Annotated in this window: 24 protein-coding genes; 15 read left to right on the forward strand and 9 right to left on the reverse strand. The window is 70.8% G+C overall.

Annotated elements, in window-relative coordinates:
* Positions 1-92 precede the first annotated feature (92 nt).
* The 7 genes from FPZ47_RS30215 to FPZ47_RS13240 all read left to right on the forward strand — a co-directional run bounded on the left by FPZ47_RS30215 (position 93) and on the right by FPZ47_RS13240 (position 7,258).
* Positions 93-1,532 (forward strand): PecA family PE domain-processing aspartic protease, encoded by a 1,440-nt coding sequence (locus FPZ47_RS30215; protein WP_144949776.1) that lies wholly within the window; start codon positions 93-95, stop codon positions 1,530-1,532.
* Positions 1,533-1,583: 51 nt separating this feature from the next.
* Positions 1,584-2,261 (forward strand): ABC transporter ATP-binding protein, encoded by a 678-nt coding sequence (locus FPZ47_RS13215; protein ID WP_425461751.1) that lies wholly within the window; start codon positions 1,584-1,586, stop codon positions 2,259-2,261.
* Between the two features lie 10 nt (positions 2,262-2,271).
* Positions 2,272-3,081, forward strand: coding sequence for an ABC transporter permease (locus FPZ47_RS13220; protein ID WP_144949772.1), 810 nt, complete (start codon positions 2,272-2,274; stop codon positions 3,079-3,081).
* Between the two features lie 96 nt (positions 3,082-3,177).
* Positions 3,178-4,698, forward strand: a complete 1,521-nt coding sequence (locus tag FPZ47_RS13225; RefSeq protein WP_144949770.1) for a CoA-acylating methylmalonate-semialdehyde dehydrogenase — start codon at positions 3,178-3,180, stop codon at positions 4,696-4,698.
* A 12-nt stretch (positions 4,699-4,710) separates the two neighbouring features.
* Positions 4,711-5,898, forward strand: a complete 1,188-nt coding sequence (locus FPZ47_RS13230; protein WP_144949768.1) for an acyl-CoA dehydrogenase family protein — start codon at positions 4,711-4,713, stop codon at positions 5,896-5,898.
* Between the two features lie 9 nt (positions 5,899-5,907).
* Entirely contained in the window at positions 5,908-6,801 is an 894-nt protein-coding gene (gene mmsB / locus FPZ47_RS13235) for a 3-hydroxyisobutyrate dehydrogenase (RefSeq protein WP_144949766.1), read from the forward strand.
* 70 nt (positions 6,802-6,871) lie between these two features.
* A complete protein-coding gene (locus tag FPZ47_RS13240) occupies positions 6,872-7,258 on the forward strand; it encodes a SpoIIAA family protein (RefSeq protein WP_144949764.1) in 387 nt (128 codons plus the stop codon).
* A gap of 19 nt (positions 7,259-7,277) precedes the next feature.
* Here the strand turns inward: FPZ47_RS13240 and FPZ47_RS13245 are convergent, their stop codons facing one another.
* The 6 genes from FPZ47_RS13245 to secY all read right to left on the reverse strand — a co-directional run bounded on the left by FPZ47_RS13245 (position 7,278) and on the right by secY (position 11,886).
* The gene (locus FPZ47_RS13245) at positions 7,278-7,784 is read right to left on the reverse strand and encodes a MarR family transcriptional regulator (RefSeq protein WP_144949762.1); all 507 of its coding nucleotides are present in this window, start codon (positions 7,782-7,784) and stop codon (positions 7,278-7,280) included.
* 19 nt (positions 7,785-7,803) lie between these two features.
* Complete coding sequence (locus FPZ47_RS13250) at positions 7,804-8,511, reverse strand: anti-sigma factor family protein (protein WP_144949760.1); 708 nt, start codon at positions 8,509-8,511, stop codon at positions 7,804-7,806.
* Between the two features lie 59 nt (positions 8,512-8,570).
* Positions 8,571-9,116, reverse strand: coding sequence for a sigma-70 family RNA polymerase sigma factor (locus FPZ47_RS13255; RefSeq protein ID WP_144949758.1), 546 nt, complete (start codon positions 9,114-9,116; stop codon positions 8,571-8,573).
* A 79-nt stretch (positions 9,117-9,195) separates the two neighbouring features.
* Positions 9,196-9,999: a type I methionyl aminopeptidase gene (gene map / locus FPZ47_RS13260; protein ID WP_144949756.1), complete on the reverse strand. Its 804-nt coding sequence runs from the start codon at positions 9,997-9,999 to the stop codon at positions 9,196-9,198.
* Positions 10,000-10,018: 19 nt separating this feature from the next.
* Positions 10,019-10,564: an adenylate kinase gene (locus FPZ47_RS13265; RefSeq protein ID WP_144949754.1), complete on the reverse strand. Its 546-nt coding sequence runs from the start codon at positions 10,562-10,564 to the stop codon at positions 10,019-10,021.
* A complete protein-coding gene (secY, locus tag FPZ47_RS13270; protein ID WP_144949752.1) occupies positions 10,561-11,886 on the reverse strand; it encodes a preprotein translocase subunit SecY in 1,326 nt (441 codons plus the stop codon). The genes FPZ47_RS13265 and secY overlap by 4 nt, the downstream gene beginning before the upstream one ends.
* 242 nt (positions 11,887-12,128) lie before the next feature.
* Here secY and FPZ47_RS13275 point away from each other — a divergent pair, with 242 nt between their 5' ends.
* Positions 12,129-13,034, forward strand: a complete 906-nt coding sequence (locus tag FPZ47_RS13275; protein ID WP_144949750.1) for a class I SAM-dependent methyltransferase — start codon at positions 12,129-12,131, stop codon at positions 13,032-13,034.
* A gap of 104 nt (positions 13,035-13,138) precedes the next feature.
* Here the strand turns inward: FPZ47_RS13275 and FPZ47_RS13280 are convergent, their stop codons facing one another.
* Complete coding sequence (locus FPZ47_RS13280) at positions 13,139-13,810, reverse strand: GNAT family N-acetyltransferase (RefSeq protein ID WP_144949748.1); 672 nt, start codon at positions 13,808-13,810, stop codon at positions 13,139-13,141.
* 9 nt (positions 13,811-13,819) lie between these two features.
* Positions 13,820-15,193 carry a xylulokinase gene (locus FPZ47_RS13285; RefSeq protein ID WP_144949746.1) on the reverse strand — a complete coding sequence of 458 codons (1,374 nt, stop codon included), beginning with the start codon at positions 15,191-15,193 and terminating at the stop codon, positions 13,820-13,822.
* A gap of 30 nt (positions 15,194-15,223) precedes the next feature.
* On the opposite strand from FPZ47_RS13285, the gene FPZ47_RS13290 reads away from it, so the two are divergent.
* From FPZ47_RS13290 to FPZ47_RS13315, 6 genes are read left to right on the forward strand one after another with little or no spacing between them, the layout of a single operon-like run.
* Positions 15,224-16,204: an NAD(P)-dependent oxidoreductase gene (locus tag FPZ47_RS13290; RefSeq protein WP_144949744.1), complete on the forward strand. Its 981-nt coding sequence runs from the start codon at positions 15,224-15,226 to the stop codon at positions 16,202-16,204.
* Positions 16,201-16,854, forward strand: coding sequence for an L-fuculose-phosphate aldolase (locus FPZ47_RS13295; RefSeq protein ID WP_144949742.1), 654 nt, complete (start codon positions 16,201-16,203; stop codon positions 16,852-16,854). Before FPZ47_RS13290 ends, FPZ47_RS13295 begins: the two co-directional genes overlap by 4 nt.
* Positions 16,851-17,201: a hypothetical protein gene (locus FPZ47_RS29440; RefSeq protein WP_246133306.1), complete on the forward strand. Its 351-nt coding sequence runs from the start codon at positions 16,851-16,853 to the stop codon at positions 17,199-17,201. The genes FPZ47_RS13295 and FPZ47_RS29440 overlap by 4 nt, the downstream gene beginning before the upstream one ends.
* 28 nt (positions 17,202-17,229) lie before the next feature.
* The gene (locus tag FPZ47_RS13305) at positions 17,230-18,183 is read left to right on the forward strand and encodes a class I SAM-dependent methyltransferase (protein WP_144949740.1); all 954 of its coding nucleotides are present in this window, start codon (positions 17,230-17,232) and stop codon (positions 18,181-18,183) included.
* Positions 18,184-18,195: 12 nt separating this feature from the next.
* The gene (locus FPZ47_RS13310; protein ID WP_144949738.1) at positions 18,196-19,107 is read left to right on the forward strand and encodes a class I SAM-dependent methyltransferase; all 912 of its coding nucleotides are present in this window, start codon (positions 18,196-18,198) and stop codon (positions 19,105-19,107) included.
* 9 nt (positions 19,108-19,116) lie between these two features.
* Positions 19,117-20,031 (forward strand): class I SAM-dependent methyltransferase, encoded by a 915-nt coding sequence (locus FPZ47_RS13315; RefSeq protein WP_144949736.1) that lies wholly within the window; start codon positions 19,117-19,119, stop codon positions 20,029-20,031.
* Here FPZ47_RS13315 and sppA read toward each other — a convergent pair.
* Positions 20,028-21,815 carry a signal peptide peptidase SppA gene (sppA, locus tag FPZ47_RS13320; protein ID WP_144949734.1) on the reverse strand — a complete coding sequence of 596 codons (1,788 nt, stop codon included), beginning with the start codon at positions 21,813-21,815 and terminating at the stop codon, positions 20,028-20,030. The genes FPZ47_RS13315 and sppA overlap by 4 nt on opposite strands.
* A 40-nt stretch (positions 21,816-21,855) precedes the next feature.
* Here sppA and FPZ47_RS13325 point away from each other — a divergent pair, with 40 nt between their 5' ends.
* Positions 21,856-22,782, forward strand: coding sequence for an LLM class flavin-dependent oxidoreductase (locus FPZ47_RS13325; RefSeq protein WP_144949732.1), 927 nt, complete (start codon positions 21,856-21,858; stop codon positions 22,780-22,782).
* The last annotated feature ends 97 nt before the right edge of the window (positions 22,783-22,879 follow it).

Here is a 22,879-nt window from a genome sequence, read left to right on the forward strand (position 1 = left end):
TTACGATGCGTTCATCGCCGATTGCGGGGGGCGAGGGCTCGATGGCTCGATGGCAATGGCAATGGCAATGGCAATGGCGCGGGAGGTGCCAAATGTCGTTAGTGATGGCGGTGCCGGAGTTCATGGCCGACGCGGCGAACGATCTGGCGCGACTGGGCTCCACGCTCGATGCGGCCCACGCGGCGGCCCTCGCACCCACGACGGGAATCCTGTCGGCCGCCGCCGACGAGGTGTCGACGATGACCGCGGAGCTGTTTTCCGCGCACGCGGCCGGATTCCAGGCGCTGAGCGCCCGCGCCGCGGCGTTCCTCGACCAGCACGTGCAGGCCCTGCATGCGGCCGCGACCAGCTATGCCGACACCGAGGCGGCGAGCGTTGCGCAGCTGCTGCTGAACCTGGTCAACGCGCCCACCGACACGTTGCTGGGGCGGCCGCTGATCGGCAACGGCGCCAACGGCTACACCAACGCCCAGGGGGTGGGGACGGGCGGCCAGGCCGGCGGAATCCTCTACGGCAACGGCGGAAACGGCGGGAACAGCACCGCGCTCGGGGCGACCGGGGGTGCCGGCGGGTCCGCCGGGCTGTGGGGCAACGGCGGAAACGGCGGCACGGGCGGGCCCAACGCGGCCGGCGGCGCCGGCGGGGCCCCCGGCCTGCTGGGCGGCACGGCAGGGGCCACTGGCGCGGCCGGCACCGATTCCGGCAACTCGGTGCCGCTGTCGTATTCGGGAGAGCGCCTGGTGACCAGCCTCTCGGTCGGCAGCAACGGACCCACCGACTCGGTGATCGTCGACACCGGATCCACCGGCCTGATACTGCCACCCCAGGATGTCAATACCGCCAGCCTCACCCACACCGGGCAGACGGGCACCGCGACCTACGGCGACGGCGGGAGCTCCCTGACCGAGACCTACCGGATTTACGACGGCACGGTGAATTTCGGCAACGGTATTTCCACCTCCTCGAACACCCCCATCGCCGTCGTCCAGACAATGACCGAGAACGGCGTCTCCTATCCGGCCTCGGAGGCCCCCGCCATCTTGGGGATCGGGGTCAATGACGGTGGGCCGATGGTGGGCGCCAGCCCGGTGCAATACCTGACCGGCAACCTCAGCCAGGGCGTGCTGCTCGACGAACCCGCCGGGACCATGACGTTCGGGCCGGGCACGGCGTCGTCCTCCACCCCGTACACGACCGGGGCGCCGGTGAGCACACTGAGAGTCAGTATCGACGGCGGGACCGCGGTGTCGACGTCCTACGCGTTCATCGATTCCGGCGGCTTGTACGGCGACATGCCGACCAATCTCCACGCCCCCAGCAGCGGCGGCTACGTCGATCCGGGAACGACCGTCACCGTCGAGAACAGCAGCGGCACTGTGCTGTACACGACAACCGTGGGTTCGGATCAAATGTCCGTCGTGTCGAGCGCGGCCGGCGGCGACTTCAACAGCGGGATCGCGCCGTTCCTGGAGGACCCGATCTACCTCTCGTACAGCCCCGGCGGCACGGGAACAATGTACTTCGACACCTGAGCCACCGGGCTCGCCGGCCGGGCGCCCGTCCGTGGCGGATGAGAAGCTCTTGTGGTGGACGAGACCCCGGTGTTCGAATTCGCCGACGTCGTCGTGGAGCGGGACGGGGTGCGGGCGCTGGACGGGTTCACCGCCGCGGTCCCCGGGCGAGGGGTGACGGCGATATTCGGGCCGTCCGGTTCGGGCAAGTCGACCATGCTGCGCCTGTGCAACCGGCTGGAGCTGCCGACCGGCGGCCGAGTCTCTTTCCGCGGCAACGACGTCGCCGAGATCGACCCGTTGGTACTGCGGCGCCGGGTGGGCATGTGCTTCCAGCGTCCGACGCCGTTCCCCGGCACCGTGGCCGACAACCTGCGGGTCGCCGACCCGGACGCCTCCGACACGCGGATGCGCGACACGCTGGAGCGCGTCGCCCTGATCGGCTCGTGGCTCGATCGCGACGCGGCCGCGTTGTCGGGCGGGGAGGCACAGCGGATGTGCCTGGCCCGCACGCTGATGGCCCGGCCGCAGGTGTTGTTGCTCGACGAACCCACCTCCGCGGTGGACGCCGAAGCGGCCGGCGTGATCGAGCGTGCGGTGCGCGAGCTGGCCGACGACGACGGCATCCCGGCCGTCTGGGTGACCCACGACCGGGCGCAGGCCGCGCGGGCCGCCGATCGGGTGCTGCGGATCGAGCGGGGCCGCTGCCTGGGCGTCGGGCCCGCCGCCCCGGGTAACGGGCCGCGATGAACGGGCCGCGATGAACGGGCAGGTCGGCTGGGTCGGGCTGGTTACGTCGCTGTCGCTGGTCGCCGTGGCGGCGGCGGTGTCGCTGTGGCAGCGGCTGGGCCTGGAGCGCCAGGTGCTGTGGGCGGCGGCGCGCGCCCTGGTCCAGTTGCTGCTGGTGGGCGGCGCCCTGACGTTGCTGTTCGAGCCGGGCCGTTCGCTGTGGTGGTCGTGGGCGTGGATCGCGGGCATGGTCGCCTACGCCGGGGACGTCGCGCGCCGCCGGGCACCGGAGGTACCCCGGCTGGCGCCGCTGGCGATCGTCTCGTTCACCGCGGCGGCGGCGATCACGCTGGGGGTCATCTTCGGGCTGCGGGTGTTCCCCCTGCAGGCGCGGACCGTGGTCCCGATCGCCGGGATGATGATCGGCAACTCGATGACGGCCATGGTGCTGGTGGCCCGGCGCCTGGTCGACGAGTTGCGCGACAAACGCGACGAGGTGGAGGCCAGGCTGGCCCTGGGGCAGCCGTCCCGGCAGGCCGCCACGCCGTACCTGCGCGTCGCGTTGCGGTCGGCGATCAGCCCGCAGATCGAAACCACGAAGGCCACCGGCCTGGTGTTCCTGCCGGGCGCCATGACCGGGCTGATCCTGGCCGGCGTGCCCCCGGTGCAGGCCGTGCTCGTGCAGGCGGTGGTGATGTTCCTCATCCTGGGATCGGTCGCGGCGACCACCGTCGTGGTCGCCCTGGGCCTGGTGCGTCTGGTGTTCACCCGCGACCATCGGCTGCTGCCGCTGGGCCGCCGGTCCGGCGCTGCTGCCCCCGGCGGCGGCCGGACCCGGTAACGGGCCCCGGACCGCTCGCCTTGCCACGGGCGCCATCAGTTACTAGGATATGCAAGTATCCGCTCGAGCGACGCCAACCACACCCAAGGGCCCCCCATGACCACAACCATCCCGCACTTCATCGACGGCAAGCGCACAGCGGGGCAGTCCACCCGCACCGCCGACGTCTTCGACCCCAGCACCGGACAGGTGCAGGCCCGGGTCGCGATGGCGGGCAAGGCCGACGTCGACGCCGCCGTGGCGTCGGCCGTCGAAGCCCAAAAGGTTTGGGCGGCATGGAATCCGCAGCGCCGCGCCCGCGTGATGATGAAGTTCGTCGAGCTGGTCAACGACCACATGGACGAGCTCGCCGAGCTGCTGTCGCTCGAGCACGGCAAGACCGTGCCCGACGCGCGCGGTGACATCCAGCGCGGCATCGAGGTGATCGAGTTCGCCATCGGGATACCCCACCTGCTCAAGGGCGAGTACAGCGAGGGCGCCGGCCCCGGCATCGACGTCTATTCGCTGCGCCAGCCCCTGGGCGTCGTCGCGGGCATCACGCCGTTCAACTTCCCGGCGATGATCCCGCTGTGGAAGGCCGGCCCGGCGCTCGCCTGCGGAAATGCGTTCGTGCTCAAGCCCAGCGAGCGCGACCCGTCGGTCCCGCTGCGCCTGGCCGAGCTGTTCGGAGAAGCCGGCCTGCCGCCGGGGGTGTTCCAGGTGGTGCACGGCGACAAGGAGGCGGTCGACGCCATCCTGGCGCACCCCGACATCCAGGCCGTAGGTTTCGTCGGCAGCTCCGACATCGCCCAGTACATCTACTCCACCGCCGCGGCCACCGGAAAGCGGTCGCAATGCTTCGGCGGCGCCAAGAACCACATGATCGTGATGCCCGACGCGGACCTCGACCAGGCCGTCAACGCGCTGATCGGCGCCGGGTACGGCAGCGCCGGCGAACGCTGCATGGCGATCAGCGTCGCCGTGCCCGTCGGCGAGCAGACCGCGCAACGGTTGCGCGCCCGCCTCGTCGAGCGGATCACCAACCTGCGCGTCGGCCACGGCCTGGACCCCAAGGCCGACTACGGGCCACTGGTCACCGAGGCCGCGCTGGCCCGCGTGCGCGACTACATCGCCCAGGGCGTGGCCGCCGGCGCGGAGATCGTCATCGACGGCCGCGAGCGGGCCAGCGACGACCTGACCTTCGGGGACGCCAACCTCGAGGGCGGCTTCTTCATCGGGCCGACGCTGTTCGACCACGTCACCCCCGACATGTCGATCTACACCGACGAGATCTTCGGACCCGTGCTGTGCATGGTCCGGGCCAAGACCTACGAAGAGGCGCTGGCACTTCCGTCGGCGCACGAGTACGGCAACGGCGTGGCGATCTTCACCCGCGACGGCGACACCGCCCGCGACTTCGTCTCCCGCGTGCAGGTGGGCATGGTGGGCGTCAACGTGCCGATCCCGGTGCCGGTGGCCTACCACACGTTCGGCGGCTGGAAGCGCTCCGGCTTCGGCGACCTCAACCAGCACGGCCCCGCGTCGATTCAGTTCTACACCAAGGTCAAGACCGTCACGTCGCGGTGGCCGTCCGGCATCAAAGACGGTGCCGAATTCGTCATCCCGACCATGCACTAGGGCCCCGAGTCCATGGAACTCTTCGCGCTCGACGACGACGAACGGGTGATCACCGAGACGGCCGCCGCGTTCGCCGCCAAACGCCTCGCCCCGTACGCCCTCGAATGGGATGCCGCCCAGCACTTCCCGGTCGATGTGCTGCGCGAGGCCGCCGAACTCGGCATGGCGGCCATCTACTGCCGCGACGACGTGGGCGGCAGCGGGCTGCGCCGCCTCGACGGGGTCCGCATCTTCGAGCAGCTGGCGGTCGCGGACCCGACGACCGCCGCGTTCCTGTCCATCCACAACATGTGCGCGTGGATGATCGACTGTTACGGCACCCCGGAACAGCGCAAGGTCTGGGTACCGCGGCTGGCGTCGATGGACGTCATCGCCAGCTACTGCCTGACCGAGCCGGGCGCCGGCGCGGACGCCGGCGCGCTGAGCACCCGCGCCGTCAAGCAGGGCCCGGAAAAAAGTGCAGATTATGTGCTCGACGGCGTCAAGCAGTTCATCTCCGGTGCGGGCGCCTCCGACGTCTACGTGGTGATGGCCCGCACGGGCGGCCCAGAAAATCCGGGCCCGCGCGGCATCTCCACCTTCATCGTCGAAAAGGGCGCTGCGGGGCTGAGTTTCGGTGCGCCGGAGGAGAAGATGGGCTGGCACGCCCAACCCACCGCGCAGGTGATCCTGGACGGGGTGCGGGTGCCCGCCGACGCGATGCTCGGCGGCGCCGACGGCGAGGGCGCCGGCTTTTCCATCGCGATGAACGGCCTCAACGGCGGCCGCCTCAATATCGCGGCGTGCTCGCTCGGCGGCGCCCAGGCCGCCTTCGACAAGGCGGGCGGCTACGTGCGCGAACGCCACGCGTTCGGCTCCGCCCTGATCGACGAGCCGACCATCCGCTTCACCCTGGCCGACATGGCCACCGCGCTGCAGACGTCGCGACTGTTGTTGTGGCGGGCCGCGACCGCCCTGGACGCCGACGACGCCGACAAGGTGGAGCTGTGCGCGATGGCCAAGCGTTACGTCACCGACTCGTGCTTCGAGGTCGCCGACAAGGCCCTGCAGCTGCACGGCGGCTACGGCTACCTGCGCGAGTACGGTCTGGAGAAGATCGTGCGCGACCTGCGCGTGCACCGGATCCTGGAAGGCACCAACGAGATCATGCGCGTGGTCATCGGCCGGGCCGAGGCCGCGCGGTTCCGGGCCACCGCGTAGAAAGGCGCCATGACCATCGTTTCCACCGTCGCGTTTTTGGGGCTGGGCCACATGGGCGGGCCGATGTCGGCGAACCTCGTTGCCGCCGGCCACGCCGTGCGCGGTTTCGACCCGGTGCCCGCGGCGGCGACGGCGGCGGCCTCGAACGGCGTCACGGTGTTCGACGACGCGACCGACGCGGTCGCCGGGGCCGACGTCGTCATCACGATGCTGCCCAACGGCGAGGTGGTCAAGCGCTGCTACGCCGAGGTGCTGCCGGCCGCTCGGGCCGGTGCGCTGTTCATCGACAGCTCCACCATCTCGGTCGACGACGCGCGGCAGGTGCACGCGCTCGCGCAGTCGCGCGGGATCGCCCAGTTGGACGCGCCGGTCTCCGGCGGGGTGAAGGGCGCCGCGGCGGGAACCCTGGCGTTCATGGTGGGCGGCGACGAGTCGGCGCTGCAGCGGGCGCGCCCGGTGCTGGAACCGATGGCGGGCAAGATCATTCACTGCGGCGCGGCCGGCGCGGGGCAGGCCGCCAAGGTGTGCAACAACATGGTGCTGGCCGTGCAGCAGATCGCGATCGGCGAGGCGTTCGTGCTGGCCGAGAGGCTCGGGCTGTCGGCGCAGTCGCTGTTCGACGTCATCACCGGCGCGACCGGCAACTGCTGGGCGGTGCACACCAACTGCCCGGTGGCGGGCCCCGTCCCGACATCGCCGGCCAACAACGGCTTCAAGCCCGGCTTTGCGACCGCACTGATGAACAAGGACCTGCACCTGGCGATGGACGCGGTGGCCTCGACCGGCTCGTCGGCACCGCTGGGCAGTCACGCCGCCGAGATCTACGCCGAGTTCATCGCGTCCGACGCCTCCCACGCCGACCAGGACTTCAGCGCCGTCATCGAGATGCTGCGCTCGAGCTGACCCAGGTTGCGCGCAACGTCGGAGAGAATTCACTCCGGCGGCCTATGTTGGGCCCATCAAGGAGTCCTCGATGATCGAATTGCTGCCGGACATGCCGGAGGGAGTGACCGGCATCCGGGTGTCCGGCCGGTTGCGCGGCGACGAACTGCGCGAGATCAAGCCCGCCATGGAGGAGCTGTTCACAACCGGTGGAATAAGGATCGTGGAAGTCATCGCGTCCGATTACGAGGGTTTCGGGCCCGGCGGGTTGGTCGAGGATCTCAAGATGGGATTCGGCACCGTCCTGCCGCATCATTCGGCCTTCAAGCGAATCGCCGTCGTGTCGGACAAGGAATGGGTCGCCCACACCCTGCATGCGCTGGCGTGGATGGTGCCCGGCGAGCTGGCCGTGTTCGGGCTCGACGACCTCGAGCGTGCCAAGGCATGGGCCGCCGGCCAGCTCGAGCAGCCGACCTGATGGTGGCGACCCGCCGCGGTCAAAAGTCGCCGGCGTTGCGCCGCAACGTGTCCACCGCCGACACCAAGGCCAGCGATTCGGTGTCGGACATTCCGATATCGGCGAACACCTGCTCGTTGAGGGTGACCGTGGCGTCCTCCACCGTCGAGCGGCCCAGCTCGGTGATCTGCACCAGCGTCGTGCGCCCGTCGGTGGGGTGCGGCACCCGCCGCACCAACCCGTCAGATTCCAGCCGGCGGATCGCGTGGGTCACGCTGGTGACGTGCACCTGCAGGCGGTCGGACGCCTTGGTGATCGGCAGCGCCCCGGCGCGGCTGAACGCCAGCAGCCGCAGCAGCTCGTACCGCGAGAAGCTCAGGTCGTAGGGACGCAACGCGTTCTCGACCCGGGCCAGCAGGATCTGGTGCGCGCGCATCACCGAGGTCACCGCGACCATGCCCGGCGCCACCTCGCCCCAGCCGGCACGCTCCCAGTTGTCCCGCGCCGCGGCGATAGGGTCCCGTTTGGGCGGTCTCGAGGCGGTCACGCCCCCTTTCTTACCGCGTCTACAGCGAACGCTGCAGCAGAACCTGCCCGTTGTCGGCGGAAACCACCTGCACGGCGGCGATCTGGTCGGCCGGTGTCGAGATGCTGCCGGCCGGCGTCGCGGTCTGCCCGGGGACGGCCACCCAGGTCGCCAGCCGGGTCTGGCGGCCGTCGCGGCCCACCACCACCATCGCCAGCGTGTCGTGGTGCGCGGTGAGCGGGGCCAGGCACACGCAGTCCAGGTTGATCGACGTCCCCCAGTGCCGGCCGCTGACCCGCACCGTCGAGGTGAGCAGGGTGGTGCCGACCTGCGCCATCGGCTGCGACGACGCACTCACCTGCGGCGCGGGCGCCGACGCGTGACCGTGCACGCCGACGAGCACGCCGACCCCCAGCACCACGGCCGCGGCCGACGCGGCCGCCCAGGTGGCCACGCGCGCGCGGCGGCGCCGGAAGCGCACCGCCGCCATCAGCGACGGTGACATCTCCGGGGCCGCCGGGAGCGGGCCCGAGTCGCCGAGCCCGGCCACCTCCTCGCGGTCCAGCCGCGATAGCAGGGCCGGCAAGCCGCTCAGGTCGGCGACGGCGTCCCGGCACGACCGGCAGCCGGCCATGTGCGCCTCGAATTCGCGGCGTTCGGCGGCGCACAGCGATCCCAGTACGTAGGCGGCATCCCACATCGCGTAGCGGTCACCGGGCGGGCCGATGTCCCCTGGCTGAGCGTTCATCTCATCACTCTCCTTGCTCATCATGCCTTAGGTTCGTCATGCCTTAGGTTCGTCATGCCTTAGCGGGTGACCCCGAGCTCCTGCAGCGTCAGCCGCAGCGCGCGCACCGCGTAGTGCAGGCGCGACTTCACTGTTCCCTCGGCGATCTGCAGGTCCGCGGCGATCTGCGCCGTGGTCCAGCCGCGGTAGTACGACCTTTCGATCACGGCCCGATGCTCGACCGACAGCTGGGCCACCGCGTCGGCGATCAACAGCCGGTCCAGCGCCGCGTTCACCTCGTCGGGCGTCGACTGCTCGGGAGCTCCGACCTCGTCGGTCGAGCCGACCACGTTGCGGAACCGGGCGCTGCGCCGGTCGTCGATGATCATGTTGCGGGCGACGGTGAACATCCACGCCCGCGCCGAGCGGTCGGCGTCGCTGATGATCTCCGGATGCTGCCACGCCCGCAGCAGCGTTTCCTGGACGACGTCCTCGGCGTGGCTCGCGTCCCCGGTCAGCCGCAGCGCGTAGCGCCACAGCACCGCGGCGTGTTCGTCGTAGATCGCCTTCATCAGCGCGGCCTCGGCAGCCGCCGACGGCGCCCCGCTGCCAGCAACCCGGGCCACTCGATCACCTCCGCCTAGTGAAACGAGCCGCCGGAGCGGTTGGTTCAGGCGGGCCTCAAGCAGGCCCTCAAGCAGGCCCTCAAGCAGGCAAAGTCAGGATCCGCGGCCCGTCGTCGGTGGCGGCGACCGTATGCTCCCAGTGCGCCGCGCGGGAGCCGTCGGACGTGGTCACCGTCCACCCGTCGTCGAGCACCACCGTCTTGCCCGTCCCGAGCGTCAGCATCGGTTCGATGGCCAGCACCGAACCGGGCGCCAGCACCGGGCCCCGCCCGGGGGCGCCCTCGTTGGGCAGGAACGGATCCATGTGCATCTGCCGGCCGATGCCGTGGCCCCCGTAGCCTTCCACGATGCCGAACGGGCGCCCGTAGCGACCCTCGGCCGCGCGGGTGCCCATCTCGATCGCGTGGGCGACATCGGTCAGCCGCTTGCCGACGACCATCGCCGCGATCCCGGCCTCCAGCGATTCCCGGGTCGCCGCCGAGAGCGCCTCGTCGGCGGGCCGCAGCGAGCCCACGCCGAAGGTGATCGCGGCGTCCCCGTGCCAGCCGGCCAGCACCGCCCCGCAGTCGATGGACACCAGGTCGCCGGGGGCCAGCACTTCGGCGGCCGACGGGATCCCGTGGACGACCCGCTCGTTGACCGATGCGCAGATCGACGCCGGGTAGCCGTGGTATCCCAGGAACGACGGCGTCGCCCCGGCGTCGCGGATCACCGAATCGGCGATCTCGTCGAGGCTCAGCGTCGACGTCCCGGGGACCGCCGCGGCACGGACGGCCTGCAGGGCGGCGGCGACGACGGCGCCGGCCGCCGCCATCGCGTCCAGTTCGGCGGCGCTGCGCTGGGGTACGACGCGGCGTGCGCGCAGTCGGGCCAGCGGTGTCATGGTCGGTCGTCCGGGATCGCTATGTGCCGAGGGCTTGCAGCGCGCGGGCGAACACCTCGTCCATCGAGCCGACGGCGTCGACGGTCTTCAGCTCGTCGCTGTAGTACTCGAGCAGCGGCGCGGTTTCCTCGCGGTAGACCTTCATCCGGTTGAGGATGACCTCGTCGGTGTCGTCGGCACGGCCGCGCGCCTTGAGCCGCTGCAGCAATTCGTCCTGAGACACCCGGAACTCCAGCACCGCGTCGATGTCGGTGCCGTGGCGTTCGAGCATCTCGTGCAGCGCCTTGGCCTGCTCGAGCGAGCGCGGGTATCCGTCCAGGATGAACCCGGCCGCGGCGTCCGGCTCGTTCAGCCGGTTGTCGACGAGCTGGTTGGTCAACTCGGCGGGCACCAGGTCGCCGGCGTCCAGGTACCGCTTGGCCTCCAGGCCGAGTTCGGTGCCCTCGCCGATGTTGCGCCGGAACAGGTCGCCGGTCGAGATCTGCGGGATTCCCAGCTTCTGAGCGAGCTTCTCGGCCTGCGTGCCCTTGCCCGCCCCCGGCGGCCCCAGCAAAACGAGTCTCACTTGAGGAACCCTTCGTAGTTGCGCTGCATGAGCTGACTCTCGATTTGTTTGACCGTATCCAACCCGACGCCGATCATGATCAGAACGGCCGTACCGCCGAACGGCAGGTTCTGCACCGCCCCGCCGTTGCCGATCTGCAGGAACAGGTTGGGCAGCACGGCGATCGCGCCCAGGTAGATCGAGCCCGGCAGCGTGATCCTGCTCAGCACGTAGCGCAGGTAGTCGGCGGTGGGCTTGCCCGGCCGGATGCCGGGGATGAAGCCGCCGAACTTCTTCATCTCGTCGGCGCGCTCGTCGGGGTTGAAGGTGATCGACACGTAGAAGTACGTGAAGAAGATGATCAGCCCGAAGTAGATGGCGATGTAGACGGGGTCGCTCGGGTCGGACAGGTAGGTGCTGACGAACTTGTCCCACCAGCTGTTGCCCGTGCCGCCGCTGCCGCTGCGGATGAGCTGGGTGACCAGGTGCGGGATGTAGATCAGCGACGACGCGAAGATGACCGGGATGACGCCGGCCTGGTTGACCTTGAGCGGCAGGTAGGTCGAGGTGCCGCCGTACATGCGCCGGCCCACCATGCGCTTGGCGTACTGCACCGGGATCCGGCGCTGGCCCTGCTCGACGAACACCACGCCCACGATGATGGCCAGGGCGGCGACCAGCACGGCGGTGAAGATGACACCGCCGCGGCTGTCCAGGATGGTCTTGCCCTCGGACGGGATGCGCGCGGCGATGCCCACGAAGATCAACAGCGACATGCCGTTGCCGATCCCGCGTTCGGTGATCAGTTCGCCCATCCACATCACCAGCGCCGCCCCGCCCGTCATCACCAGCACGATGACGACCAGCGTGAAGATGCCCTGGTCGGCGATGATGTCCAGCGAGCAGCCCTGCAGCAGCCCGCCGTTGGCCGCCAGCGCCACGATGCTGGTGGCCTGCAGGACGGCCAGCGCGACCGCCAGGTAGCGGGTGTACTGGGTCATCTTGGCCTGCCCGGACTGGCCTTCCTTGCGCAATTCCTCGAAGCGCGGGATCACCACGGTGAGCAACTGCACGATGATGCTGGCCGTGATGTAGGGCATCACGCCCACCGCGAACACCGTGAGCTTGAGCAGCGCCCCGCCGGAGAACAGGTTGATCAGCGAGTAGATCTGCCCGGCCTCGCCGCCGGTGGCCTCTTTGATGCACTGCTGCACGTTGGGGTAGTTGACACCGGGAGACGGCAGCGCGGCACCGAACCGGTAGAGCAGAAGGATGCTGAGGGTGAAGAGAATCTTCCGTCTCAGGTCGACTGTCCGCAGCGACGAGATGAAAGCCGAAAGCACTCTATCCTCCTGCGCAGCCGAGGGTCATCCTGGTCACGCGCCCAACACCCGCAGGCCAGGACGTACGGCCGACCTTATCTACAGCGCGTCAAATCGTGTACGAGACTAACAGCTGATCTGCGGAGTTTCGTCAGCGGGCCGTCGTGCCTGCGGCGAAGCGCAACGTCCGGACAATTCTTTATACTTGCTAAGTATCGGCAGCCGGCGTCCCGGGGCATGAGCGCCGGGAAGAATGGAGCACCATGACGCGCAGTGATCAAGACAGCTGGGACCTGGCCTCGAGCGTCGGCGCCACCGCCACGATGGTCGCGGCGGCCCGCGCCCTGGCCAGCGAAGCGACCAACCCGATCATCGACGACCCGTTCGCGGCGCCGTTGGTGCGGGCGGTCGGGCTCGACTTCTTCCGCCGCCTGGTCGACGGCGAGGTGGTCCCCGAGGGCAGCGAGGACGGCGAGCGGGACTTGCAGCTGGAAACCGATTCGATCGCGGTGCGCACCCGTTTCTTCGACGACTTCTTCCTCAACGCGGCACGCGACGGCATCCGTCAAGCGGTGATCCTGGCCGCCGGTCTCGACGCGCGCGCCTACCGGCTCAGTTGGCCGCCCGGCAGTGTGGTGTACGAGGTCGATCAGCCCCAGGTCGTCGACTTCAAGAGCACCGCGATGTCGAAGTTGGGCGCCACCCCGACCGCGGACCGGCGAACCGTCAGCATCGACCTGCGGGAAGACTGGCCGGACGCATCGCGGCGCAGCGGTTTTGACGCTGGTCAACCAACTTCTTGGAGCGCCGAGGGCTTGCTGATGTACCTTCCGCCCGAAGCCCAGGACCGGCTGTTCGACAGCATCACCGGGCTCAGCGCCCCCGGAAGCAGGCTGGCCACCGAATTCCACGGAGATGCGGGCCGGACCATGAGCGAACGCGCGCGGCAGTTCAACGAGCGGTGGGCCAAAGTCGGCTGCGACATCGACTTGTCGGGACTGTTTTTCGACGGCGAGCGCAGCGACGTCGTCGACTACCTGACCGGTGCGGGCTGGCAGGTCAGCACCCGGCCCCGGCGCGAGCTCTTCGCCGATTACGGCCTCGTCTACCCCGACGACGAGGAATCCCAGCTCCGCAACATCGTCGCCGTCACCGCGACGCTGCGCTGAGCCGCGGGGCCGGTGGCGATCGGCGCCCTCGGGGGGTCCCGATCGTCGTTGCGGCGTGGTGAGCGATCACGACATCGACACGACCGGAATCAACGACTCACGGCCTACGTGGTCTCGGCGGGTTTGGCGGCCGGCGCGCGGACGACCATCGGCACGGCGGGGAAGCACCACGCCATCTCCGAGCGGGACTTGCGCAGCGCCGCCGTGCCATAGCCCTTCTTGCGGTGCTCGGGGTGGATCCAGATCCGCACGTTGACCTCGCCGCGCACCAACTCGCCGAACACCATGCCGATCTTCTCCCCCGACTCCTCGGCCACGAACCAGGCGGCCTCCTCGTCGTCGACCCGCCGCAGCGCCGCGTTGATCTCGTCGTCGAGGTTGCCGGCCGGTCCACCGGAGCCGTCTCCGGCACCCATCTCACCGGTCCGCAGGGCGAAGAGGTCCCGGTCCGTCTGCGGCGAGAACGGCCGCAGTTCGAGGTTCTCCCCCGAACTGGCCGGCCGCTCCTTGACGGTGAAGCTCAGCTGCTTGTTGAGGTCGTCGAGTTCGGCGAGGATCTTCCTGCGCGACTCGATGGTGAGCTGGTCGAACGACATGCCCATCACCGCTTCGGCGGCGGCGCGCGACGTGTCCAGCAACGCAGCGACCGACCCGACCGCGGTCGCCTTGTTCTCGGACTCCACCACGACGTCGGCTATCTCGTGCCGGCGTTCAAGAGCTTTCAACAGGGCATCTGCGATCTCTCGGCGGGCGGCTTTGCGGTCCTGGTCGGTCATAGCACCAGACTAGATTGCACCAGACCAGGACGCCGCCGGAGGTAGCGCCTCGGATCTCCGGCTTCCCAGCTCGAGGAACCGGTGGTAGCGATCCTCGACCGCCCCCGCCCACGCGCGCCGGGGCGCCACGACGCGCCCGGTGCGTGCCCAGCGCGCGGCATCGGCGATCGACGTCTCCAGGCCGGCCGCCATGCGGGCCAGGAACGCCGCCCCCAGCGCCGCTCCCTCGGCGACTTCGGAGACCTGCACTTCACGGCCGGTCGCGTCGGCCACGGCCTGCATCCACGGCTCGACCCGGGTGCCGCCACCCGCGGCCACGAGTCGCGCGACCGGCACCCCGCTCAGCTCGATGAGCTGACGCACGACGAAGCCCGACGCCTCGTAGGCGGCCCTGCGCAGCGCCGCCGCGTCGTGGGTCAGGTCGAGCGCGTCGAGCACCGCCCGGCGGTCCGGATCGTGGAACGGCGTGCGCTCCCCCCGGAGGTAGGGCGACCACACCGGGACCCGGCGCGGGTCGGTGGCGGCCGGGTCCCCGGGCCCCAGCACGCGATCCACCCAGCCCAGGAACAGTCCGCCGGCATTGCTGGCCCCGCCGATCTGGCTCCTGCCCGCGGCCGTGTGCGGGATGGTCCACAGGCCGGGCACCTGCCGGGCCTGCGCGACGGTCGTCCACACGATGAGCGTGGTGCCGCAGAGCACCAGCACGTCGCCGTCGCGGTCCGCGCCGGCGACGATCTGTTCGCACAGGGCGTCGACGGTGCCGGTCGCCAGCACCGCGCCGGCTTTCCGCAGCCGGCCGACCGCGGCCCCGATGGTTTCCACCCGCGGCATCTGCTCGACGGTCGCGCCGCGTTCGGCGCAGGCCGCCGCGTTCCAGCCGGTCCCGTCGAACAGCGGGAATGTCGTTGCAGCGGTGGCGAAGTCGACCACAGCCTCCCCGGCCAGCGCGTGATTGGCCACCGCCGGCGCCGGCCAGTATCCGGCCGCCCCGGGCGCCCGGGCCGCCGTCCAGCGCAGGAACTCGGCGGCCTCGCCCACCGCGGGCAGCGGTTGGTTCGCCGTCCCCGGGCCACGGCCCCTGGCGTCCCCGTACAGCAGTCCCGACGTGACGGGCACGCCGGTGGCGTCGACGGCCGTCAGCGACGGCACCATCGCCGAAACGGCGACCGCCCGTGCGTCACGGCAGCCGAGCCGGTCCAGCGCCGCCAGCGGACCTCGCCGCCACGCTTCGTCGGCATCGTGCTCGAGCCGGTCGGGGGCCGGCACCCGCAACCGGTGTCCGATGCGCACCCGCGCCGTCACGCGGCCATCGGCGTCGGCGGCGACCGCTTTGACCGAGGTGCTGCCGACGTCGATGCCGATTGTGACGCCTTCGCGTGACACGGGCGTCACCGTACGCCAGCATTGGCTCTCGTGACGCCCAAACCGCGCGCCCTGGTGACGGCGCCGCTGCGCGGGCCGGGGTTCGACAAACTCCGGCAGCTGGCCGACGTGACCTACGACCCGTGGATAGAGCAGCGGCCCCTGCGCATCTACAGTGCCGAGCAGCTGGCCGAACGGATCACCGCCGAGTCCGCCGATGTGCTTGTGGTGGAAGCCGACTCGGTGCGCGCACCGGTGTTCGGCCTCGGCTTGCGCGCGATCGCGTCCACCCGCGGTGACCCCAACAACGTCGACGTCCCCGCGGCCACCGCGGCCGGTGTCCCGGTGCTTTACACTCCGGGCCGCAACGCCGACGCGGTCGCCGAGATGACCGTGGCCCTGCTGCTGGCCGTCACCCGCCACCTGCTGCCCGCGGATGCGGACGTCCGGGGCGGCAACATCTTTCGCGACGGCGGCATTCCTTACCAGCGCTTCCGCGGCGCCGAGATCGCCGGACGCACCGCCGGGCTGGTGGGCCTGGGCGCGGTCGGCCGGGCGGTGCGCTGGCGGCTGTCCGGACTGGGCCTGCGGGTCATCGCCCACGACCCCTACAGCGACGAGGCCGAGCACGGTCTCGACGAGCTGCTGGCCGAGGCCGACGTGGTGTCCCTGCACGCGGCGGTCACCGACGAGACCGCCGGGATGATCGGCGCCGCGCAGTTCGCGGCCATGCGCGACGGCGTGGTGTTCCTCAACACCGCCCGCGCCCAGCTGCACGACACCGACGCGCTGGTGGCGGCGCTGCGCGACGGCAAGGTCGCCGCCGCCGGGCTGGACCACTTCGCCGGCGAGTGGCTGCCGACGGACCACCCGCTGGCGGGCATGCCCAACGTCGTGCTGACCCCGCACATCGGGGGCGCCACCCGGGACACCGAGGCGCGGCAGGCGCAGATGGTGGCCGACGACCTGGAAGCGCTGTTGTCCGGCGGCGCACCCGCACATATCGTCAACCCGGAGGTGCTGGGCTCGTGAGATCTGTCGACAACCCCGAAACCGCGGTCCTGGACGCGGCCAGGGACATGCTGCGGCGGGGCCTGGTCGAGGGGACCGCCGGCAACATCTCCGCCCGGCGCGCCGACGGCAGCATCGTCATCACGCCGTCGTCGGTGGACTACCGCGACATGCGGCTCGACGACCTGGTGCTCGTCAGCCCGAACGGCGCCGTGCTGCGGGCCGCCCAGGACCGGTTCCCGTCGTCGGAGATGCAGCTGCACCTGTCCTGCTACCGGGCGTTCGACGACATCGGCAGCGTCATCCACAGCCATCCGGTGTGGGCCACGATGTTCGCCGTCGCGCGCCAGCCGATTCCGGCCTGCGTCGACGAGTTCGCCGTGTACTGTGGCGGCGACGTCCGGTGCGCCGAGTACGCCGCCTCCGGCACGCCCGACGTCGGCCTCAACGCCGTCAGGGCGCTCGACGGGCGCGCGGCCGCCCTGATCGCCAACCACGGCCTGGTGGCCGTGGGCCCGCGGCCCGACAAGGCGCTGCACGTCACCGCCCTGGTCGAGCGTACGGCCCAGATCGTTTGGGGCGCAAGGGCTCTCGGCGGCCCCGTGCCCATCCCCGAGGACGTGAACGGCAACTTCGCCGCGGTCTACGGCTACCTGCGCACCAACGCGTGACGCACCGGTTCCGGCTCGGCAGCGCAGCTGTCGCGCGGGTGGTGGAGGTCCGATTCTCGTTGGACGCCAATTCTTTTCCCGACACACCTCTTCCTGATACACCTTTTCCTGATACACCTTTGCCCGATACACCTTTGCCCGATACACCTTTGCCCGATACACCGCCGCCGGGATGGCGGGACAACGCCGACCTGCTGGTGCCGGACTTCTTCGACCCCGGCGCCATCCCGATTTCGCGCCGCGTCGCGGGCCAGGCGCGCGAGGTCGACCGGTATCGCGCGAGGTTGCCGCGACCGGACGACGGCGTACAGTGGAAGAAGCTGTTAAATGGACTAATTATTAGTTGAGACGGACTAACCACTGAGGGGTACGACTATGACTTCCACCGGCTCCCGCTACGAGGGGGACACCTGGGACCTGGCATCCAGCGTCGGGGCGACGGCGACCATGGTCGCGGCCGCCCGCGCGATGGCCAGCCGCGCCGAGCGTCCGCTGATCGACGATCCGTTCGCCGAGCCGCTGGTGCGCGCCGTCGGCGTGGACCTGCTGTCCCGGCTGGCCGGCGGCGAACTGGACCCGGGCGAGTTGAACGACGTCCACGACGGCGCGACCGGCTCCGCGGGGGCCATGTCGCGCATGGCCGACAACATGGCCGTGCGCACCAAGTTCTTCGACGAGTTCTTCCTGGCGGCGACCGGGGCGGGCACCAGGCAGGCCGTGATTCTGGCCTCCGGGCTCGACGCGCGCGCCTACCGGCTGCCGTGGCCGGCCGAAACGGTCGTCTACGAGGTCGACCAGCCGCAGGTGATCGAGTTCAAGTCCCGCACGCTGGCCGGCCTGGGCGCCGTACCCACGGCCGACCGGCGCGTGGTGGCCGTGGACCTGCGCGACGACTGGCCCACCGCCCTGCGCACCGCCGGGTTCGACCCGGCGCGCCCCACCGCCTGGAGCGCCGAGGGCCTGCTGGGCTACCTGCCGCCGGAGGCCCAGGACCGCCTGCTGGACACCATCACCGAGCTCAGCGCGCCGGGCAGCCGGCTGGCCACCGAAAGCGCGCCCAGTCCCGGGCCCGGTGACGAGGACAAGATGAAAGAGCGCATGCAGGCCATCTCCGAGCGCTGGCGCGCGCACGGTTTCGACCTCGACATGGCGGGGCTGGTCTACTTCGGCGACCGCAACGAGGCGGCCCCCTACCTGGCCGACCGCGGCTGGCGGTTGGACAGCGTGCGCATCCGGGAGCTGTTCGTGGCCAACGGGCTGGCGCCCCTGCAGGACGACGACATGCGCATGGGCGAGATGCTCTACACCAGCGGCACCCTCGAGAAATAGGAGCGCAAGCCGATGACCGCGAATCCGGGACGAACCGAAGGCGACAGCTGGGATCTGGCGTCCAGCGTGGGCGCGACCGCCACCATGGTCGCGGCCTCCCGCGCGCTGGCCTCCCAGGGGCCCGACGCACTGCTCGACGATCCGCTGGCCGATCCCCTGGTGCGCGCGGTGGGGCTGGATCCGTTCATCCGGATCATCGACGGAGAGCTCGACTTCGACGACGACCCGCTGCTCAACCGCAGAGCGCGGATCGAGCAGATGACGGTCCGGACAAGGTTTTTCGACGACTTCTTCACCGGCGCCGCCCAGGACGGCGTCCGGCAGGCGGTGATTCTGGCCTCCGGACTCGACACCCGCGCCTACCGGCTGCGGTGGCCGGCGGGCATGGTGGTCTACGAGGTCGACCAGCCGCAGGTGATCGCGTTCAAGACGGACACCCTGGCCGGCCTGGGCGCCGCCCCGACCGCCGAGCGCCGCGCCATCGGTGTCGACCTGCGCGACGACTGGCCGGAGGCGCTGCGGCGCGGCGGTTTCGACGTCGGCCGGCCGGCCGCGTGGAGCGCGGAGGGGCTGCTGCCCTACCTGCCGCCGCAAGCCCAGGACCGGCTGTTCGACCACATCACCGCCCTCAGCGCGCCGGGCAGCCGGCTGGCCACCGAGCACGTGCCGGACCCCAACGCCTTCACCAACGAGCGGTTGCAGCGCATCACCGAACGATGGCAGCGCGCCGGTTTCGACCTCGACGCGGCCGACCTGTTCTATCAGGGCCAGCGCAGCGTGGTGGTCGACTACCTGAGCGGCCACGGGTGGCAGGTGGCGGCCCATGCGGTCAGGGACCTGTATGCGCAGCACGGTTTCGAGTTTCCCGAGGAGCTGACGGCTGCCTTCGGCGACCTGAACTACGTCGCAGCGACCCTGAAGTAGGGTCATCCCATGCCTCGCGCTCACGACGACAGCTGGGACCTGGCCTCGAGTGTGGGCGTGACCGCGACGATGGTCGCGGCCGGGCGCGCCATGGCGACCCGGGACCCGCGCGGCCTGATCAACGACCCGTTCGCCGAGCCGCTGGTGCGCGCCGTCGGGGTGGATTTCTTCACCATGATGTTGGACGGCGAACTCGACCCGGCGGCGTTCGAGAACGCGTCGCCGGTGCGCCTGCAGGCGATGATCGACGGAATGGCTTTGCGCACCAAGTATTTCGACGACTACTTCGTCGGAGCCACCGCGGCGGGGGTCCGTCAGGCGGTCATCCTCGCGTCCGGGCTGGACGCCCGCGCCTACCGGCTTCCGTGGCCGTCCGGCACGGTGGTCTACGAGATCGACCAGCCCGAGGTGATCGATTTCAAGTCGAACGCCCTGTCCGCCATCGGCGCCGAGCCCACCGCGGTTCGGCGCGCCGTCCCCATCGATCTGCGCGCCGACTGGCCCACCGCGCTCACCGCGGCGGGACTGGACACGGCGGCGCCGACGGCGTGGCTGGCCGAGGGGCTGTTGATCTACCTGCCGCCGGACGCCCAGGACCGGTTGTTCGACAACATCACCGGGCTCAGCGTGCCGGGCAGCACGATCGCCACCGAATTCGTGCCCGGCATCGTGGATTTCGACGCCGAGCGGGTGCGGGAGATGTCCGGTCCGTTCCGGGAGCACGGCGTCGACATCGACATGGCGTCGCTGGTCTACGCGGGCGAGCGCAACCACGTCGTGGACTACCTGCGGTCGAAGGGCTGGGACGTCGAGGGCGTGACCCGGACCGAACTTTTCCAGCGCCACGGGATGGACGTGCCTGCCCCGCAGAACGACGACCCGCTCGGCGAGATCATCTTCATCAGCGGCACCCGCACCGGCTAGAGGCGCGACTCCCCCAGCCACAGCGCACTCGCGCCGTTCAGCGTCCGCTCGAGGTTCTCCAGAATCCCGACGACCGCGCGGCCCGCCAGCGCACCCAGCGCGTCGGGCAACGACGCGGCGGCGGGCTGCGAGGACGCGCGCGGCCGCACCATGTCCAGCAGCGAATGGCCCGGATAGCCGACCAGGCGCACCTCGGTGTCCTCGTCGAACCCCGCCAGGATCTTGGCCCGGCGCACCGCGGCCCGCAGCCCGCCGAGTTCGTCGACCAGGCCGCGCTCGCGGGCGTCGGCGCCGGTCCAAATCCGGCCCCGGGCCACGGCGTCCACCGCCTCGGTGCTCAAGTTGCGCCCGGCGGCGGCGCGCTCGACGAAGTCGGCGTAGAACAGGTCCACCTCCGCCTCGCGATGGGCCTGCTGCTCCGGGGTGAACGGCGCGTCGGCCGACCAGGCGTCGGCGTTGGCGTTGGTGCGCACGGTGTCCGAACCGACACCCAGGCGCTGCTTGAGGTCACGGATCACCAGCTTGCCGCTGAGCACCCCGATCGAGCCGGTGATGGTGCCCGGATTGGCCACGATCGCGTCGGCCCCCATCGCCGCGTAGTAGCCGCCGGAGGCGGCGACCGCGCCCATCGACGCCACCACCGGCTTGCCGCGCTCGCGCGCCCTGATCACCTCGCGCCAGATGGTTTCCGACGCGCTGACCGAACCCCCGGGGCTGTCGATCCGCACGACGATCGCGGCCACCGCGTCGTCGGCGGCGGCCGCACGCAGCGCCGCGGCGATGGTGTCGCCGCCCACGGAGGAGTTGCCGAACGGCAGGAACTGCGGGCCCCCGCGCCCGTTGACGATCGGGCCGTCGAGGGTGACCACGGCAAGCGTCGGCTTGGGCTTGCGGCCCGGGACCGACGGCACGGGCGGGGCCAGCCGCGCCCGTGCCGCGCCCGCGTAGCGCGTCAGGTACAGCCGGGGTGGGTCGCTTTCGTCTGAAACATCTTCGACGCCAACCATTTCCGCTATCCGGGCGTAGGCCTGGTCGCGGAAGCCGATCCGGTCGACCAGGCCGGCGGACACGGCGTCGTCGCGCAGCAGCGGGGCCCGGTCGGCCAGCGCGTCCAGCCCGTCGGGGTCGATCTTGCGCGACCGGGCGACCTCCTGCCACACCTGGTCCTGCAGGCTTTCCAGCATCCGGGTGACGGCCTCGCGGTGGGTCTTGGTGAAGCCGCTCTCGGTGAACAGGTTCGGCGCCGACTTGTACTCGCCGCGGGCGACGAACTGCGCTTCGACACCGGCCTTGTGGAGCGCGTCGCGCAGGAACAGCGCGTTGGTCGCGAAGCCGATCAGCCCGACCGTTCCCGACGGTTGCATCCAGACCTCATGGAACGCCGAGGCCAGGTAGTACGACAGCGTGCCGGGATAGGTCTCGGCCCAGGCCAGCGACGGCTTGGCCGCGCCGAATGCCGCGATCGCCTCGCGCAGCTCCTGAACCGCCGCCACCGGGGCGGCCGCGAGCTGCACGCGGGCGATCATCCCGGCGACCCGGGGATCCCCGGCGGCGCGGTGAATCGCGGCCACCGTGTCGCGCAGCGCCATCGGACGCCCGCCCCCGGTGATGACGGCCAGCGGGTCGAAGCCCGTCGTCTCCGGCGGCACCGCGCGCAGGTCGAGCTCGAGCACGCAACCGTTGGGTACGCCGTGGTGGCGCGCGGTGTCGAGCCGGCCGGCCAGGGCACGGACGTCCTTCGCGAGATCGGGGACACCGGGAATCGAGGGCGGGAACGCGAACATATTCCGCCAGCGTACCGATCGCGCGCCGTACGGTGAGGCGGTGAGGTTCTCCATCGCCATCCCCCAATTCGACTACGACGGCTTCGACGCTCCCGGGCTGCGCTCGTACCTCGCGCGCGCCGAGGAGCTGGGGTTCGAGGCGGGCTGGGTGCTCGAGCAGATCGTCGGGGCGGCACCGCTGCTGGCACCGCTGGAGCTGCTGGCGTGGTGCGCGGCGAGCACGCAGCGGCTGCGGCTGGGCGTCGCCGTCCTGGTGACGTCCCTGCACGATCCGCTCCAGCTGGCCTCGGCCGCGACCGCCGTCGACCGGCTCAGCCACGGACGGCTCGACATCGGCGTGGGGACCGGGGGCGGCTCGCGCCGGTTCGCTGCGTTCGGGGTGGACAAGTCGACGTACATCTCCTACTTCACCGAGGGGCTGGAGCTGATGAAGGCGGCCTGGTCCGACGAGCCCCGGGTGACGTTCCACGGCCGGTTCCGCGACGTCGACGACCTGCCCATCGCGCCCAAGCCGGTGCAGCGGCCGCACCCGCCGATCTGGTTCGGCGGGCTCGCACCCACGGCCCTGGCCAGGGCGGTGCGCCACGGTGACGCGTTTCTGGGCGCCGGGTCGTCGAGCACCGAGGCGTTCGCCGGAGCCGTCGAGGTGGTGCGCCGCGAGCTGCACGAGCAGCAGCAGGACGCGGCGCGCTTCACCATCGGCAAACGGGTCTACCTGATGGTCGACGACGACGCGGCACGGGCCCGCGAGCGGGTGCTCGCCGGGTTGCGGCGCATCTACGGCAAGATGCCCGGCATCGATGCGGTGCCGGTGTCGGGAACGCCCGGCGACGTCACCCGCGGGCTGCGCGAGGTGATCGACGCCGGGGCCCAGACGCTGCTGCTCAACCCCGTGGGCACCGATGTCCCGGAGAACCGCGAGCAGATGGAACGCCTTGCCGCGGAGGTGATCCCGCAGCTCACCTAGTGGCGCGGGCACACCCCCAAAACCCCCCAAAAAACAAGGTTTTTGGGGGGTTTGGGGGGGGGGGCCGGGGGGGAACAAGGGGGGGGCGGCCCCCCCC

Source organism: Mycobacterium helveticum (genome assembly GCF_007714205.1).
Lineage (GTDB): Bacteria > Actinomycetota > Actinomycetes > Mycobacteriales > Mycobacteriaceae > Mycobacterium > Mycobacterium helveticum.